The organism is Hymenobacter sp. UYP22 (genome assembly GCF_040547285.1).
Classification (GTDB): domain Bacteria; phylum Bacteroidota; class Bacteroidia; order Cytophagales; family Hymenobacteraceae; genus Hymenobacter.
Map to the genome: position 1 here is coordinate 90827 of NZ_JBEPPK010000004.1, position 17494 is coordinate 108320.

General features: G+C 52.7%; 16 protein-coding genes. 3 read left to right on the forward strand and 13 right to left on the reverse strand.

Going from position 1 to position 17494, the window contains the following annotated elements; genetic code table 11:
- The 13 genes from ABIB60_RS08965 to ABIB60_RS09025 all read right to left on the reverse strand — a co-directional run bounded on the left by ABIB60_RS08965 (window position 1) and on the right by ABIB60_RS09025 (window position 15736).
- Window positions 1-330, reverse strand: a complete 330-nt coding sequence (locus ABIB60_RS08965) for a cytochrome C oxidase subunit IV family protein (protein WP_315998593.1) — start codon at window positions 328-330, stop codon at window positions 1-3.
- A 90-nt stretch (window positions 331-420) separates the two neighbouring features.
- Complete coding sequence (locus ABIB60_RS08970; RefSeq protein ID WP_315998592.1) at window positions 421-1191, reverse strand: cytochrome c oxidase subunit 3; 771 nt, start codon at window positions 1189-1191, stop codon at window positions 421-423.
- Window positions 1192-1213: 22 nt separating this feature from the next.
- Window positions 1214-1801, reverse strand: coding sequence for a cytochrome c oxidase subunit 3 (locus ABIB60_RS08975; RefSeq protein WP_354579280.1), 588 nt, complete (start codon window positions 1799-1801; stop codon window positions 1214-1216).
- Window positions 1802-1897: 96 nt separating this feature from the next.
- Window positions 1898-2749: a heme o synthase gene (gene cyoE, locus ABIB60_RS08980; RefSeq protein WP_354579282.1), complete on the reverse strand. Its 852-nt coding sequence runs from the start codon at window positions 2747-2749 to the stop codon at window positions 1898-1900.
- 55 nt (window positions 2750-2804) lie between these two features.
- Entirely contained in the window at window positions 2805-3887 is a 1083-nt protein-coding gene (locus ABIB60_RS08985) for a COX15/CtaA family protein (RefSeq protein ID WP_354579284.1), read from the reverse strand.
- A 164-nt stretch (window positions 3888-4051) separates the two neighbouring features.
- Complete coding sequence (locus ABIB60_RS08990) at window positions 4052-5914, reverse strand: cytochrome c oxidase subunit I (RefSeq protein ID WP_354579286.1); 1863 nt, start codon at window positions 5912-5914, stop codon at window positions 4052-4054.
- Between the two features lie 24 nt (window positions 5915-5938).
- A complete protein-coding gene (locus ABIB60_RS08995) occupies window positions 5939-6997 on the reverse strand; it encodes a cytochrome c oxidase subunit II (RefSeq protein ID WP_354579287.1) in 1059 nt (352 codons plus the stop codon).
- Between the two features lie 92 nt (window positions 6998-7089).
- Window positions 7090-8406, reverse strand: a complete 1317-nt coding sequence (locus ABIB60_RS09000; RefSeq protein ID WP_354579289.1) for a quinol:cytochrome C oxidoreductase — start codon at window positions 8404-8406, stop codon at window positions 7090-7092.
- Window positions 8407-8415: 9 nt separating this feature from the next.
- A complete protein-coding gene (locus ABIB60_RS09005) occupies window positions 8416-9159 on the reverse strand; it encodes a c-type cytochrome (RefSeq protein ID WP_354579290.1) in 744 nt (247 codons plus the stop codon).
- Entirely contained in the window at window positions 9159-9683 is a 525-nt protein-coding gene (locus ABIB60_RS09010) for a DUF3341 domain-containing protein (RefSeq protein WP_315998584.1), read from the reverse strand. Before ABIB60_RS09010 ends, ABIB60_RS09005 begins: the two co-directional genes overlap by 1 nt.
- On the reverse strand, window positions 9676-11133 hold the full coding sequence (gene nrfD, locus ABIB60_RS09015; protein ID WP_315998583.1) for an NrfD/PsrC family molybdoenzyme membrane anchor subunit: 1458 nt from the start codon (window positions 11131-11133) through the stop codon (window positions 9676-9678). The genes ABIB60_RS09010 and nrfD overlap by 8 nt, the downstream gene beginning before the upstream one ends.
- A gap of 78 nt (window positions 11134-11211) precedes the next feature.
- On the reverse strand, window positions 11212-14247 hold the full coding sequence (locus ABIB60_RS09020) for a TAT-variant-translocated molybdopterin oxidoreductase (RefSeq protein WP_354579293.1): 3036 nt from the start codon (window positions 14245-14247) through the stop codon (window positions 11212-11214).
- Window positions 14248-14404: 157 nt separating this feature from the next.
- Window positions 14405-15736, reverse strand: a complete 1332-nt coding sequence (locus tag ABIB60_RS09025) for a cytochrome c3 family protein (protein ID WP_354579294.1) — start codon at window positions 15734-15736, stop codon at window positions 14405-14407.
- 404 nt (window positions 15737-16140) lie between these two features.
- Between ABIB60_RS09025 and rpsF the strand changes: the two genes are divergently transcribed.
- From rpsF to rplI, 3 genes are all read left to right on the forward strand, one after another.
- Window positions 16141-16515 (forward strand): 30S ribosomal protein S6, encoded by a 375-nt coding sequence (gene rpsF, locus ABIB60_RS09030; protein ID WP_125421248.1) that lies wholly within the window; start codon window positions 16141-16143, stop codon window positions 16513-16515.
- A gap of 4 nt (window positions 16516-16519) precedes the next feature.
- Entirely contained in the window at window positions 16520-16771 is a 252-nt protein-coding gene (gene rpsR / locus ABIB60_RS09035) for a 30S ribosomal protein S18 (RefSeq protein WP_044002832.1), read from the forward strand.
- A gap of 95 nt (window positions 16772-16866) precedes the next feature.
- A complete protein-coding gene (gene rplI / locus ABIB60_RS09040) occupies window positions 16867-17310 on the forward strand; it encodes a 50S ribosomal protein L9 (protein WP_315998580.1) in 444 nt (147 codons plus the stop codon).
- Window positions 17311-17494 lie beyond the last annotated feature (184 nt).

The window sequence follows — 17494 nt, forward strand, 5'->3', positions numbered from 1 at the left end:
TTAGAAAATGGCTTTATGAATAGCGTTGCCTTCGGTGATAAGCGCAACCAGCAGCCATATCAACAGAGACATGGGAATCAGAATTGTCCAGATCAGACCTTTAGTCTCATGCTTCAAGTGCATGAACTCGGCCACGATAAAGAAGGCCTTGCAAATGGTCAGGATGATGAAGATGCTGTTGCGCAGCGTGCTGGCGGGCATCACGAAGGCAATAGCAAATTCGAGGGCCGTAATGGCCGTGATAACCCAGAAGGTTTTCCAGATCCAAGCAGTGTTAGGCTTCGGAATTTCGCCTACGTGAGTGGGGTGCTGCGGCGCGTGCTGTGCCATGAGTTCTAGTCGTAACGGAGTTAGGAAGCAAAAACGCGAGCAGCTGAACAACCAATTAGGGTTACTCAGCTGCTCAGGTATGCCAGGAAATTAAACCAGATAGAAGAAGGTGAAAACGAACACCCACACCAAGTCTACAAAGTGCCAGTAGAGGCCGATCTTCTCCACCATCTCGTAGTGGCCGCGCTTTTCAAAGGTACCGTTGGTGGTAGCAATGAAGCAGTAAATCAGCAGGCAGATACCCGAGAATACGTGCGTACCGTGAAAACCAGTGATAAAGAAGAACAGGTCAGCAAACAGAACCGGGCCGTACTGGTTGGCGGCTAGGTTAGCACCAAAGAAGCGGGTACCATCGTTCATCAGCGTACCCTCATCCGTGCCACCAATAAAGTGGCTCCACTCCCAAGCCTGGCAGCTAACGAAGATGGTACCGAACAAAATCGTCCACAGCAGCCATTTCTGCACGTCCTTCTTATCGAAGCGGTGGCCAGCCTCTACGGCCAGTACCATCGTCACCGACGAGAAAATCAGGATCATCGTCATCAACGCCACAAACGCCAACGGCAAATCTACGCCGTGCAGGCCAGGGAAGGAGTTGAATACCTTCTCGGGGATAGGCCAGTAGTTGGTGGAGAAGGTAAAGGCCTCAGGGGTACCTTCGTAGGCCAAATGGCGGTGACGGATCAGGCCGTAGGTGGTCAGGAAGGCGGCGAACGTGAAGGCGTCCGACAACAGGAAGAACCACATCATCAGCTTGCCGTAGCTCGCGTTGAAGGGCTCGTTCCCACCGTCCCAGGTGCCGGTGCGCGGCTTATCCAGGGCGGAATCAGAAATGGCCTGCGTCGTGGAAATGGTGGACATAGCGTGCGGGGTTGACGAAATTCTAGTGGTTCAAAAGTAGGAACAAATACAGGTACAACCAAAGCGCGCCCAGGAAGTGCCAGTAAATGGTTACGTTGCCAATGGAGAGCATCTGGCGGGAATGCACCTGATACTTAAAGCTTTTACGCAAAACTACCAGCAAAAAGATGAGGCCAGTAATCAGGTGAAAACCATGGACGCCAGTTAATACATACAGAAATGAGCCAGAAGGGTTGGCATCAACCCCCGCAAAAAAGATGCGCTGGTCTACCAGCTGGTTCCACATCAGCCACTGCCCAATCAGAAAGGCCACGCCCAGTGCCAGGGTAACTGACAATGCTATGCGTACTTGGTTTAGGTTATCCTTGCGGGCAGCCAGCCACGCCCACTGCATGGTGCCGGAGCTCAGCGCAATAACGATGGTTGTGAGCAGGAAACCAGCCGGCAAGCTGAACTCCAGCCAGTTGCCCTCGTTACGCCGCACAATGTAGGCGCTGGTGTAGGCCGCAAAAATCATGAAGACACTGACCATCATCAGCATCAGCAGGAAGCGGGCCGGGTGTATGCCGGTAGAGGGCTGCTTGGTATTTAGAGCTTCGGAAGGATGCATATTTTCAGAAGTGAACGTACAACGTGGGAAATAAGACGCTATAAAAACAGTTGGCAGGGTCCTTTTGTCCCCCGTCTGTGCTTCATTTCTTACTTCTTAGATTTTATCCAGCACTAAGGCAATCTGTACAATGGGTAGATAGAGAAACGACCCAAACATGATGCTCATAGCAGCTTTCTTACTCACGGTGCGCATCAGGTAGAACGTCTGCATCAGAAACAGCACCCCACAAATAGCTGCAACCATTGGGTAGGTAGTACCCGTCATGCGGAAATAAAACGGCAGCAGGCTCAAGGGTATCAGAACCAGCGTGTAGGTCATGATCTGAAAAGCCGTGCGCAAATCCTTTTTGCCGGGGGTAGGCAGCATTTTGAAGCCAGCCTTCTTGTAGTCGTCATCCAGCACCCAGGCAATAGCCCAGAAATGAGGGAACTGCCACATGAACTGAATGCCAAACAAGATCCATCCTTCAACTCCCAGGTAACCGGTGGCGGCTACCCAGCCAATTAGGGGGGGCAACCCACCCGGAATAGCGCCTACAGCAACGCACACCGGCGAAATGGTTTTCAGCGGGGTATACACAAAGCCGTACAGAATCAGGGAAACCAACGACAGTGCGGCGGCCAGCGGATTGAAGAAATACGTGAGCAAGCCCAATCCAAGTACTCCCAGCACTACTACAAACACCCAGGCCTCAGCGGCTGTAATACTGCCCAGCGGCAGCGGCCGTTGCGCAGTACGCTTCATCTGCCGGTCTAGATCAACCTCAAAAATCTGATTGATGGTATTAGCTGACCCTGTTACAGCCAAGCCCCCTAGCATCACCAGCAGGGCACGACTCCAATCCAGCTCATGTGCCCCCAGCAGGTACCCAATGGCACTGGAAAAGGCTACTGTGAGAGCCAGCCGGAATTTTAGTAACTGGAAAAAAGCCCTAGCCTTGCTCATCAACTGTTGAAAACAGGTTGCGCGGCGAAAAAGTCCGCCAAACGGGGCCGCAAAGTTACGCAACAACAGCCGGAGTAGCCACCTGCCGCCGCAACTTAGTGGCCCGACGGTAAGCAACTACTGCCAGAAACTGTGCTCCGAACAGCAAAGTGGCTAGTGTGAGGTGCACAGGCTGTACGGCAGCCGGGAAAGCCAAGTAGGCCAGCACAACTCCCGCCAGTATCTCCCCTCCTATCAGTACCAGAATAGCTGTAGCCAGCCCGTGCAATCGTCGGGAAGGCAAGGAATAGAGCCGATACGCCAGGTAGCCATTCAAGAGCAGCAGCACAACGGAAAACGAGCGGTGAAACTTGAATATATTTCCCAACTGCTCCACCCAACCAGCTCTACCCACATAGTTAGCCGCTGCTGCAATCAAGTCAATCTGCTCCCGTACTTGAGTGCCTAGCACAATCTGTACAAAAGTTAGTAGTACTGCTACTCCCAGCACCATCGTCAGCCCGGCTACTGGCCGCACTGCGTCTACATCAACCGCCGCACTGTGCTGAGAGCGGTCTACGGCATACAGTAGCATGGCCACAATCAGCAGTGCCAGCCCCATATGAATAGTAACCATAATGGGCAACAGATTGGTAGATACTACTAAAGAGCCAAGCCAGCCTTGCACACCAGTAAGCAAAAAAGACCCGAACGCCAGCCAGAACACAACTTTATCCCGCTGCCAGTAAGGTAACGCGAATACCGCTGTGCCAAATACAAATACCCCAATCAAGGCGCCCACTAACCGATTCACGTACTCAATCCAGGTTTTTACTGGGTTGAAGTCCGTTTCGATGTACTGCGTTGGATGAGCGAAAATGTCTCCTGCCACCTGTTTGAAGCCCATCTGCTCCAGACGAGTTGCCAGTTTTTTGTTCTTAGCTACCCGCTGTGCTGTATAGATTTCTTTGTAGTTGGCTGGGAGCTGACTGATATGGGTAGGTGGTATCCAGCTACCAAAGCACTTGGGCCAATCAGGGCAGCCCATGCCGGAACCCGTGCTTCGCACTACTCCGCCAACTAAAATTAGCACATATACGGACACTACCGTTAGGATTCCCCAAAACCGAAAGCGGCGCACAAAAGAAGGAGTCGACATACCTACTTGTTAAGGTGAAAGTTTTGCAGACTAAAAACCGCAGTCTGTATAATGCCAAAGGGGGAACCTTGCCCGGCGCTGCCGAACCGGTTCCCCCTAGGAAAAGAAAAACGGGCCGCCGTGTATACAGCGGCCCGTTTTTAGAAGGCTGGTGCCCGAAAGCACTACTCCATTTCTTTCTCGTATGGCAGGTTAGATGACTGCGTCTGCGAGTGAGGGATATGCTGAGGAATAAAATCTTCAGCGGCACCTGGCTTGCTGTAGTCGTAGGGCCAACGGTGCACGGCTGGAATTGCGCCAGGCCAGTTGCCATGCCCCAATTCCACTGGTGTTGTCCACTCCAGCGTCGTCGAGTTCCAGGGGTTTTCGGTTGCCCGACGACCACGGAAGATGCTGTAGAAGAAGTTGAAGATAAAGATGAACTGCCCGATGAAGGCTACGATAGCCGCTACCGAAATAAACTTGTTCAGGTCAGCAAACTGGCTGAAGCTGTCGAAACCAGTCCAAGCATAATAACGGCGGGGGAAGCCGGCAATACCAACGTAGTGCATCGGCAGGAACACGAGGTATACACCGATAAACGTCAGCCAGAAGTGGATGTACCCCAGCTTCTCATCCATCATGCGGCCAAACATCTTGGGGAACCAGTGATAAACACCAGCCCACAAACCGAAGAATGCCGAAGAACCCATTACCAAGTGGAAGTGAGCTACCACGAAGTACGTGTTGTGCATTTGGATATCCAGTGCAGCATTGCCAAGTACAATACCCGTCAGACCACCGGCAATGAACAGTGACACGAAGCCGATAGAGAACAACATGGCTGTAGTGAAGCGAATATTACCGCGCCACAGCGTAGCCAGCCAGTTGAAGGTCTTCACGGCGGAAGGTACCGCAATGATCAGCGTCAGGAACATGAACACCGAGCCCAGGAAGGGGTTCATGCCTGTTACGAACATGTGGTGAGCCCACACAATGAACGACAGCAACGAGATACCCAAGAGGGAGCCAATCATAGCACGGTAGCCGAAGATGGGCTTACGAGCGTTGGTGGCCAAGATTTCCGATACCATGCCCATAGCAGGCATGATTACGATATACACCTCGGGGTGACCTAGGAACCAGAACAAGTGCTGGAACAGAATCGGCGAACCACCCGTGTTCGACAGAGCCTTACCAGCAATGTAGATGTCCGACAGGAAGAATGAAGTACCGAACGAACGGTCAAAGATCAACAGCAGAGCGGCCGAGAACAGCACCGGGAATGAAAGCAGACCCAGAATAGCCGTCAGGAAAAACGCCCAGATCGTCAGGGGCAGTTTGCTCATGCTCATGCCCTGCGTCCGAAGGTTGATTACGGTAGTGATGTAGTTAACACCGCCCAACAACTGCGACACAATGAACAGAGCCATCGAAACCAGCCACAGCGTCTGACCCGCACCCGAACCCGAAATCGCTTGCGGTAGGGCTGACAGCGGCGGGTAGATTGTCCAGCCGGCAGCAGCAGGTCCGGTTTCGATGAACAGGGAGGAGAACATTACTACGCTCGACATGAAGAAGAACCAGTACGAGAGCATGTTCATGAAACCCGATGCCATATCACGGGCACCAATCTGCAGCGGAATCAAGAAGTTCGAGAACGTACCCGACAGACCAGCTGTCAGTACGAAGAACACCATGATGGTGCCGTGCATAGTAACGAGGGCTAGGTAAAACTCAGGGTTGAGTTTACCACCTTCAATCCATTTGCCCAGGAAAGGCTTCAGCCATTCCAGCGTAGCCTCAGGCCAACCAAGTTGCAAACGAAACAAACTCGACAGCGTACCTCCGATGATAGCCCAGAAAATACCCGTAATCAGGAATTGCTTGGCAATGTACTTGTGGTCAGTGCTGAATACGTATTTCTCGAGGAAGCCCTGCTCATGATGATCATGGTGCTCGTCGTGGTGCAGGTGCTCATCGTGCGAAACGCCCGGCTCGGTTGCCCCGATACCGCCTTGCACTTGAGTAGGAGAATTAGCAGCCATAAATGAAGCGTGCAGTTAAATAAGTTAGAGCGAAGCTTTGGCAGCAGCCGGAACAACAGCAGCAGCCTCTTTTACAACCGGCTTAGCACCTTTCTGTTTGAAGGTAGCCAGTACGTCAGGATTCTGCTCCGAGAACGACTTCTGAGCAGCAAACCAGTTTACGTAGTCGTCCGGTTCATCTACCACAATGTTCAGCTTCATGGCAAAGTGCCCCCGGCCACAAATTTGATTGCAGGCTAGTTCGTAGTTGAACTTAGGGTTACCCAACTGAGCACGCATGTCGTCGGTAGTTTTGGTTGGAGTGAACCAGAACTTTGTGGGCATGCCGGGTACAGCATACATCTGCACGCGGAAGTGCGGCATATATACTGCGTGCAATACGTCGCGGGAGCGAATCTTTAGCAAGACTGGGTGACCTTTTGGTACGTGAATCTCAGGTGCTACAAAGTCATCGATGCCGTTCTGGTCACTCAGGTCAAACCCGAATTCGTTTGTAGCATCAATCAGTCGGTAGTTCACAAGACCTAGCTTCTGGTCGCGGCCGGGGTATCGAACCAGCCAATTGAACTGCTTGCCCATCACTTCCACAACAATGGCATCTTTAGGAGCGGGACCAGTAATGCGCGTCCACTCTTTCCACCCGGCGAATACCAGACCAGCCATTACGATGGCAGGGATGATCGTCCAGATAACCTCAATCTTGTTGTTGTGGGGGAAAAAGAAAGCACGACGACCTTCTTTATGCTGGTACTTGTAAGAGTATACAAACAGCAGAACTTGAGTCAGCGTAAATACGATGCCCAGGATAATCATTGTCGTCCAGAACATGCGCTCAGTAGCATGGCCATGCACGGATGCAATGGGGGGGTTCATCTTGTCGTAGCTGTCAACGAACGACCAAGCAAAGGCCGCTCCACCAACTACCAAGAAGATGATAAACAGGATGGCATTTACGCGGTTGCTAACGCCTACTTCGCGGGTAGAACTGCCCGAGAAAATAGAGGTCAGGATCTGGAGGCGGAACAGCAGGCCAAACACGACCAGCAGCAACACCAGCACCAGAAGAATACCAAGAGTAGTCATTTGGAAAGAAGTTAGAAGCTAAGAGCTAGGAACCGGAAGTCAAATTAGAGAGTATTCTCACTCTTGGCTTCCAATTCCTAGCTTCTTCAAATTTAGGTAGTGTGGTGGACGCTTTCATCCAGGAACGGATGATGAACTGGCACCAATGATGCCTGCGCCAAGCGGTTGGTCATGAGCGTAAGGAAAGCCCCCAGGAAAATCAAGGCTACTCCAATCTCAATTACAAACCCGTTTTCAGCCTTCATCGTTCCGGGCATGATAGCCAAATAGAAGTCCGACCAGTGCCCTATCAGGATGGCAATGCTTACAATCTTGAGCATGATCATCTGACGCTTGGCATCACGAGTCATGAGCACTAAGAAGGGAAACACAAAGTTGATAAACAGGTTACCAAAGAACATCCAAGTATACTGACCGTTGAACCCACCTAGGCGCTGGTTGAAGTAAACCGATTCTTCGGGAAGGTTAGCGTACCAGATCAGCATGAACTGCGAGAACCATACGTAGGTCCAGAAAATGCTGAAACCAAACATGAATTTGCCGAGGTCGTGCAGGTGGCCTTCTTTCACCCACCGCAAGTAGCCTGCCTGCTTCAGCAGAATAGTGCAGAGCGTAATAGCAGCCAGACCCGATACCCACCAAGAGGCGAAGATATACCAGCCAAACATGGTTGAGAACCAGTGCGTGTCGATAGACATAACCCAGTCCCAGGCCGCAATGGGCGATGATACAGCGTAGATTACCAGAAACAGTGCTGCTGTGTTGATGCTCTTATGGAAGTACTCCGTACCGCCATTCAGATCTTCTGCCAGCGACAGGTCACGTAGTTTCTTGGTAAAGAATGCCCACAGCCCCAGGAAGATGATCATACGGGCAACATAGAAGGGCATATTCAGGAAACCCGATTTGCCCGCAATGATGGCATCGTAGTTTTCCGACTTAGGGTCCATGATACCTGGCATAGTCCAGTGGAAGATATCATGCGTGAAGTAGCTGATGGCAAACACCACAATCATGATTACCAGCCCGGGTATGAGCCACGCGCTGAGTGCTTCAGCTACTCGCTTCACTAATACCGACCAGCCTGCGTAAGCTACGTACTGAATAGCAACGAACACCGTACCAATGGAGGCTACCCCGGTAAAGAATACGTTGTTATGCCATAAGCTTACAATTAGGCGCTTAAGCCAAGGAGCACTACCGTGGTGTTCGGCAGCTCCGTGAGCAGCACCGTGGGCAGCAGCGGCACCTTCGTGGTGCGCAGCTCCAATACCCATCATGGACATGATGATGCCGGCTACCAGCAGAACTACGCCTGCTACGATAATCAGCATGAAATTTTTACGGGTGCCCGGCGAAACCTCCAGGTGTTCAGCCGTAACGCTCTCTTGATGCGTCAGAGTTGCCATAGAAGTAGGTTAAATAGCCGTGCCGTTTCGTGCCTTGTCACCTTGTCCGGGAGTTTCCGATGCTTTATCAGAACCTGCCTCAGTGGGATTTTCCTTCATCTGACCAGTGGTCGAAGTTGAGTCAGCAGTAGGTACGTTGGCATTAGAACTACCTGACTTCACGATGTCAGCAAGTCCGTCAGGGCCTTTGCCCAGTTGGAGAGCACGGACGTACATGGCAATCTTCCAACGCTCCTCCGGATTCACTTGAGAACCGTGAGGCATCATGCGGCCTTTACCCCACTGGATTACATGGTAGATATGGCCGTCATTCATGGTTTTGTAAGCGCCAGCCGAATAGTTTGGCACACCTTTGAACTTGGCTCCTACTGGCCCTTGACCATCACCTTGTTCGCCATGGCAATGCTGACAGTTGCGCAGGTACAACACCTTACCTTCTTCCAGATTGGCTTTGGAGTAAGCGTAAGGATTGCGCAAGGACGTTTCAGCCGTAGCCACATCCTCCTTGGCAATGTGCGTGTAGTAGTTGAGCTTTCCACGGGGGACAGTACCAACTGCAGGGGTGCGCTCGTTAATGCCCATGGGATTAACCGTATTGGCATTTACTTGGCGCAGGGGGTCGTACGGGATACCTTCGTACATTTCTGGAGCATACTCCAGGCCGGGGTCATCGGCGCGGTTGCAGGCGGTGGTGAACACCGATGCCAGCAGAACCGCCGACGCTTGCAGAGTTAATTTCAGCGAATGCGTCATTAGAACTTGGACATTTCTTTTTGGTTCACCTCCGAAGCACCATTATCGCGCAGCAACTGGGTCAGCTTGGTCATATCCGTGTTTTCATTCACTTCGATGGCCACTACAAACTTATCATCGGTAGAACGGACATCCAGAACCGGCGTTTTCCAGCGCGGGTACAGCTTGCTGATGGTATAGAATGTGATTACCATACCGTGGCAGCAGAAGAGTACTGTTAACTCGAACGATACCGGAATAAAGGAAGGCAGCGCAATGTGAGGCTTACCACCAATAATCATCGGCCAATCGAAGCCCAGCGTGTAAATCTGCAGCCACAAAGCGAAGCACAGACCTGTCAGGCCGAAGAAGAAGGCCGCAATGGGTAAGCGGGAACGTTCAATACCGAGAGCATCATCCATTCCGTGGATGGGGAACGGCGTGAAAACTTCGTAGATCTTAACACCCGCGTCGCGGACGTTTTCAACGGCGTGCAGCAGCACGTCTTCGTCGTCGAAGATGCCGAGGGCGAAGCGCTTAGTCATGCTTATCGTAGTTTACAGAGGCCGAGGCAGGCACTCCGTGGGTGGTGGCAGGCTGATGAGCGTGGTGGGCGGCATCATGGCCGGTATAGGTCGGGCCATTATCCACGGTATACTTCAGTACCGATTTCACTTCTGCCATGTTAATTACCGGGAAGAACTTGGCAAACAGCAAGAACAGGGTGAAGAACAGGCCAATGGTACCAACGTAGATGCCGATATCAATGATAGTGGGCGAGAACATAGCCCAGCTAGAAGGCAGGTAGTCGCGGTGCAGGGAGGTTACGATAATTACAAAACGCTCGAACCACATCCCGATGTTCACGATGATCGATAAGATGAAAGTCAATGGGATGCTGTAACGCACCCGACGGATCCACACCAGCTGGGGTGTGATTACGTTGCAGGTCATCATCGACCAGTAAGCCCACCAGTAAGGACCAGTAGCCCGGTTGATGAAGGCGTACTGTTCAAACTCTACGCCCGAGTACCAGGCAATGAAAAACTCCGTGATGTACGCTACGCCTACAATCGAGCCCGTAATCATCATGATTTTATTCATGAGGGCGATGTGCTCGATGGTGATATAGTCTTCCAGCTTGAACACTACCCGGGTAATGAGCATAAGCGTAAGTACCATGGCGAAACCGGAGAAGATAGCACCGGCTACGAAGTAGGGCGGGAAGATGGTGGTGTGCCAGCCCGGTACAACCGAGGTAGCAAAGTCCATGGATACGATGGTGTGTACCGACAGTACCAGCGGCGTCGAAACACCCGCCAAAATCAGCGAAACCGTTTCGTAGCGCGACCAGTGCTTGGCCGAGCCTTTCCAGCCCATGCTCAGCAGCGAGTAGGCTACTTTGGCAATAGGCCCCTTCGCCCGGTCACGGATGGTAGCAAAGTCGGGTACCAGACCCGTGTACCAGAACACCAGCGACACAGTGAAGTAGGTCGAAATGGCAAACACGTCCCACAGCAGCGGAGAGTTAAAGTTTACCCACAACGAACCGAAGGTGTTTTGCAGCGGGAAAACCCAGAAGGCCAGCCACGGACGACCCATGTGCAGAACCGGGAACATGGCGGCGCAGATTACGGCGAAAATCGTCATGGCTTCAGCCGCACGGTTGATGGAGGTACGCCACTTCTGACGGAACAGCAGCAGAACTGCCGAAATCAGTGTACCGGCGTGACCGATACCTACCCACCACACGAAGTTGGTGATGTCCCAGGCCCAGCCAACGGTTTTGTTCAGGCCCCATTCCCCGATACCGTACCACAGAGTGCGGTACACGGAGTAGAAGAAGACGCCAAGGAGCAGGAGGGCAACGCTCAGGGCGGCCATCCACCGAACATTCGGGGCGGCTTCTACCTGGCGGCACACGTCCTGCGTGACGTCGTGGTACGTTTTCCCCCCGGTAACGAGCGGCTCCCGTACAGGCGATACGTGCTGCATAGTTTTTTGGACTTAAAGGAATAGTGAGGGAGGGCTGTAGTGCGGTGGGCGCTCCTGCCCTCCCCCGTGGCTCGGTTTCTAGGCGTTGAACTCCGAAGTTTCCGTATTCCGGATCTTCGTCAGGTACGTAATGTTCGGCTGTACGTTGATGGCATCAAGGACGTGGAAGGCACGCTCACCATCTTCACGGCGAAGCAGCTTCGATATCCGCGACTCGGGGTCCCGCATATCACCAAACACGATGGCTTGCGTGGGGCAGGACTGGGCGCAGGCCGAAACAACTTCTCCGTCCTGCGGACGACGCTTTTGCTTCTTGGCTTCCAGCTTGCCGAGTTGGATACGCTGCACGCAAAGCGAGCATTTCTCCATTACCCCGCGGGCCCGCACTGTCACATCCGGATTCAGAACCATCCGGCCAAGATCCGTGAACATGTGACCGTTTACCGACTCAAACTTCTCGTTGGTGTAATACGAGAACCAGTTGAAGCGACGAACCTTGTATGGGCAGTTGTTAGCGCAGTAACGAGTACCAACGCAACGGTTGTAGGTCATCTGGTTCAGCCCTTCCGAGCTGTGCGTAGTAGCCAGTACTGGGCACACCGTTTCACAAGGAGCATGATTGCAATGCTGGCACATCATGGGCTGGAAGATTACTGAGGGATTCTCAGAGGGGTCTTCCATGGCTGCGTATGTATCCAGCTTGCCTTTGGTATCGAAGTCTGATTTGTGGGCATCAGAGCTGTAATACCGGTCGATACGCATCCAGTGCATTTCGCGACGGTTGATTACCTCCTGCTTACCAACTACTGCTACGTTGTTCTCTACTTGGCAACCCACCACACAAGAGCCGCAGCCGATGCAGGAGTTGAGGTCGATGGCCATCCCCCAATGGTGGTTCTTGTACTCGTAGTCTTGCCACAAAGAAACCTTGTTAGGCTTCTGTAACCCTTCCGGAGTCGAAATCTTCTCGTATTCCGTAACCTCCTTGGGGTCTTTGATATACTGGGCCAGCGTAGCTTCCTGCACCACCGGCTTACGGTCCATAATGGTGTGGTGCGTCTGCGTTTGAGCAATCGGCTCCTGAGTTCCGGTAGCGGCTAGGGTAACAGCAGTTGCGTAGCTGATGGCATCATTGCGCATGGCCAGCAACGGCAGAACATTTTTGCCGAGGCCGTTACCAACTTTACCAGCATTAACGCGACCGTATCCAAGAGCAATACCTACCGTACCGGCAGCCTGACCAGGCTGAATAAGGATAGGCAGTTGAACGGATTTGCCGTTGGCCGTTACAGTCACTACATCATCCTGTTTCCACTTCTGGGCTTCGGCGTATGCGCGTGGCACAGTTACGTAGTTACCCCAAGTAGCCTTGGTTACCGGATCAGGCAACTCTTGCAGCCAAGGGTTGTTGCCATCAGCGCCACTGCCGACACCTACTTTCTCATACACCATCAACTCGATGCCCGAGGGTTTCGGAGCGGATTTGATGGCAGCAATAGCAGCAGCAGCGTCCATAGCCGGAGCTGCTGGGGCGGGAGCTGCTAGAGCAGCAGTACCCATGGCTACACCATCGTGTACTGCCTTATCCCAGGCCTTATTGAAGTCTCCTCCTAATACAGCTTTCCACTGAGCACGGAGGTAGTTGTAATAAGTAGTAGGGTTACCAGCCCAAGTCAGCAAGGAATCTTGAGCCTGACGAGTAGCGAATAGTGGAGTAATCACTGGCTGAGCCAAGCTCAGGTAGCCACGCTTGGGCTCGTAGTCATTCCACGATTCCAGGAAATTATGGTCGGGAGCGGCGTAGGTGCACAACTCACCGGTTTCATCCAGGCGGTCATTCAGCGAAATGGTCGTGCGAACCTTACCAGCTTTCAGTGCAGCTGCCAGCTCGGCACCCATTGGGTGGTCGTATACCGGGTTGGCGTTATAGAAGATAACTGCCCCAACTTGACCTGCACTGATAGCCTTGAGCAGGTTGCTCATCTTGGCGTCATCCCCCTGGCGAACCATCGAAGGATTAGCCACGTCAACGGCAGCCGAACCTAACCGCTGGTTGATGGCCGTTACCAGTGCCTGCACTGCAGGGTCATTGGAACCTGACACAACCAAACCGCGCGAACCAGCTTTGGCCAGTTCAGCAGCAGCAGTTTGGATGCGCTTATCGGTGTAAGAAGAGGCACTACCACCACCTACAACAGTATTGTACACGGCCAGTACAGCCTCACCCATTTCAGAGGGCTTCAGCGGCACGCGCACATCGGCATTGGAGCCGGTCAGAGACATATTGCTTTCGAACTGGAAGTGACGCGACATCGTCTTCTTCTCGCTCGAAACTTTACGGTTGGTTATGTACTGACGGGCAAATTCAACTGGGGACAGCCAGGTACCTAGGAAGTCAGCGCCGAAGCTTACAATAACATCAGCCTTGCTGAAGTCGTAGGCTGGGAGCGCACCGCCATTGGCGCGCAGTAGGCCAGATACCGAGTTCACGTCGTACATCACGTGCTCCGTACCTGCAAAACGACCAGCAAACTCCGCAATTACCTTTTTGGTAGAAGGGCTGATGATAGTGTGCGATACAATAGCAACACGACCTGCCCCAGCCAGTGCATTACGCACTTCCTGGTCCAGCTGATCTTTGTCAATTTTAGCGCCCTTCTTGGCGAAATGCTGCAGACGGCCGCCATCATACAAGCTCAGAACGGAAGCTTGCGCGCGGGCCGACAAACCACCCCGGGTAATGGGTGACTCGGGGTTACCTTCCAGCTTGATCGGACGACCTTCGCGGGTTTTCACCAGCACGCTGTTGTAATCCTGGCCGTTGAAGAAGGTAGAGGCGTAAAAGTTGGCAATACCCGGATCAACCTCTTCTGGTTTGTTGAGGTAGGGAATAGCCTTTTTGATCGGGGTTTCGCAACTGGCGAGGGTGGCGGCAGCTAAACCGAAACCCATGAGCTTGAGGAAGTCGCGGCGCGGGGCCACCGTGGCATCCGAGGTGCCATGGGTTTCCTTCATCGGCATGAAGTCAGCAAACTCAGAGAGTGCATTCTTCACGAACTCCGGTGAGTTCTCCAGTTCCTCAATTCCCTTCCAGTACTTAGGCGACTCTTGCATCGTGTTTTTGGAACTTAGGGTCTTAGGGACTTAGGGACTTGGATTGTAACGTCCGATAAGTCGCTAAGTAGGCTGTTTTTTGTAAAGGTAGGTGAGGCCTTGAGCGCCCGGAGCTGGTTAGGAGGCCAGCCACCCAGGAGCCCAAGGCCCTAGCTTACTAGTAGTGGCACTTCGAGCACTCGGTACCGCCGTTGGACGATACGGTGAACGGCACGGCACCATTAGCCGAGTCGTGCAGCTTCACGAGGTTGTCGTAGTATCCGTTGCCCTTGGTGTTGAGGGGCGTTTCGCGGTGGCAGTTGATGCACCAGCCCATGGTGAGGGGCGAGTATTGGTACACTACTTCCATGTTCTGGATAGGACCGTGACAGGTCTGGCACTCAATGCCACCCACTTGGGTGTGCTGGGAGTGGTTGAAGTAGGCTAGGTCAGGCAGGTTATGCACGCGCACCCACTGAATGGGTTGTTTACGCTCGATAGCCCGGTAGATTTTCTGAATTTCTTTCGACTCTGTTTTGATCTGCGAGTGACAGTTCATGCAGATGTTAGGGGAAGGAATGTTAGCCGATTTGCTCTTGTACACCGAGGTGTGGCAATAAGCGCAGTTAATCTGGTGTTCACCAGCGTGTAGTTTGTGCGAGAAGGCAATGGGCTGAGTAGGCTGATAGCCCTGCTGCAGGCCTACGCCCATAGCGCCCTGAATGCTCTCGTATAGTACTGCCAGCACGAACAAGGTGCCCACAATACCACGCACAGCCGTCGACTTATAGATCTTCGAGAAATCGAAGCGCTGATCAATTACTTCCACATCACGGCCGTCGAGGTCTTTGCGACCACGCAGCACGTCTTTCATGATGTTGGCAATGATAACCAACGTCACAACCAATACAATCAGCACTACCACCAGCACGATGAGCAGGAGATTCATGTACTTGCCAGCCCCGGCAGCGTCGTCACCAGCATCGGCAGTAGTATCACCTTCAGCTTTTGGGCTGTTATCGTTGGAAGGCTGCTTACCAGCAACTCCGCCTTCCTGCGAAGTAGTGTAAGCAATGATGGAGGTGATTTCAGCATCTGACAGCTGGAAGCTGGGCATCTGCTGTTTCTGGTACTGGTTGAAGATCTTCACAGCATACTCGTCGCCACTGGCCACCAGTTTGCTGGAGTTCTTGATCCATGGAATAATCCAGGACATAGGACGGCGCTTGGTAATACCGGCCAGGGCCGGACCTACTACCACCTCGTTCACGGCGTGGCATTGGGCGCAGTTACCTTTGAAAAGAGCGTCGCCGGCGGCAATGGCAGCAGCGTCGCCAGCGGGGGCGCCGGCAGCGGCGGCGGGGGCAGCGGCCGCCGTAGCGCCGGGTGCCACGCCGGCTTTGCTCGGATCGGCCGCCGTGCCTTGAGCGAAGGACGAGCCTACGCTAGCAAAGAACAGAGACAGAGCGAGAAAGAGGCGGGAAAGGGGTCGTAGTCGGATGCTATCCATAGCACAAATTGACTGAAAAAAAGAAACGCGGGGGTGCTTCAAGGCCACAAATGTAGGTTGGGAAACCCAGAGAACAAACCGGCTTGGGCTAATTTTCGCCCTATTCTAGAAGCTTAGAAACATTCTAAAAAGGCTCGGTTCGCCGAAAAGAATGCGAAGTAGTAGCAACTACCTGCCTTACAAGCCTTCACCAGCTCGGCTATATAATAAAGGAGTGTACGCCTATATCGGTAACTATGCCAGCCGGAGTAGTCTCCTCATCAGCACCTTCTTTTGCAGTTGATGATCAGCCTATTATAGCAGGAGGCTTTCACTAAAAAGAGTCATGAGGCAGTAGCAAGTGCCATAAATTGTGCTATCTTTGCCCCTCATTTAGTTTTTCACACAATTTTCACCCCGTCGTAATGGCAGTAAGAAATTACGAGACGGTCTTCATTTTGACTCCCGTTCTGAACGAGAGCCAAGTGCAAGAGACGGTCGAGAAGTTCTCGCAGGTGCTTAAGGAAAATAGCGCCGACATCATCAACACTGAAGCTTGGGGCCTCAAAAAACTGGCGTACCCAATTCAGAAAAAGAACACTGGTTATTACTTCCTGGTAGAATTCACCGGTGAAGGTAACGTGGTAGATACGCTGGAACTGGCGTTCCGCCGTGACGAGCGGGTTATCCGCTTCCTCACTACTGTACTGGACAAGCACGCCGTAGCTTACGGTGCGCGTCGTCGTAAAGGCGAGATGAACCAGCAGAAAGTTAAACAATCGGAAGCCGTAGCCCAGTAAGACCATGAGCCTCGCCAACGAAAAGATCCACAAGCAGGATACCCGCAAAAAGTACTGCCGCTTCCAGAAGAACGGTATTAAGTACGTTGATTACAAAGACCCGAACTTCCTGTTGAAGTTCGTGAATGAGCAGGGCCGCATCCTGCCCCGTCGTATTACCGGCACCAGCCTGAAGTTTCAGCGCAAAGTGGCCCAAGCCGTAGCGAAAGCTCGTCACTTGGCTCTGATGCCCTACGTAACCGACTCTTTGAAATAGATTGTCAGTGTTTAGTTGTCAGTTGTCGGTTAACGGTCTTGTGCCTGCACAGTGACTAACAACCAGCAACCAGCAGCTAACAACTCAATAAAGACATGGAAGTAATTCTGAAAGACGACGTTAAAGGCCTGGGCTATAAGAACGACACCGTAACGGTGAAGCCCGGCTACGGCCGCAACTACCTGCTCCCGCAGGGTCTGGCCGTTCTGGCCGACAAGACCAACAAGAAAATCGTAGCTGAAAACGTACGTCAGGCAGCTCACAAAGCTGACAAAATCAAAGGCGACGCGCAGGCTATTGCTAACCAAATCGGTGACCTGGTGCTGGAAATTCCAGCCAAAGTGGGTGAGAGCGGCAAAATCTTCGGCCGCGTAACCACGCTGCAGCTGGCCGACGCCTTGAAAGCGAAAGGCGTTGACGTTGACCGCAAGCGTTTGTCGTTCGACTCGGAGCCCGGCTCGGTAGGCGAATACACTGCTACGGCTGACCTGCACCGTGAGGTAAAGCACAAAGTACGTTTCAACGTAGTAGCTGAGTAAGCTACGCGTTTTAGTACCCTGAAACGCCCGGTTGCGGAAGCAGCCGGGCGTTTTGTTTGTATTTGTGTAGGATGCGCGCAAAGCTCCCGACTATTACAGACCTTTGTGCGTACAAGGTTTCAATAGCCTGCTCTGGCATGACTGTATTGCCTGATATTGTATTTTCAGCGGCTTCTGCTCCGCG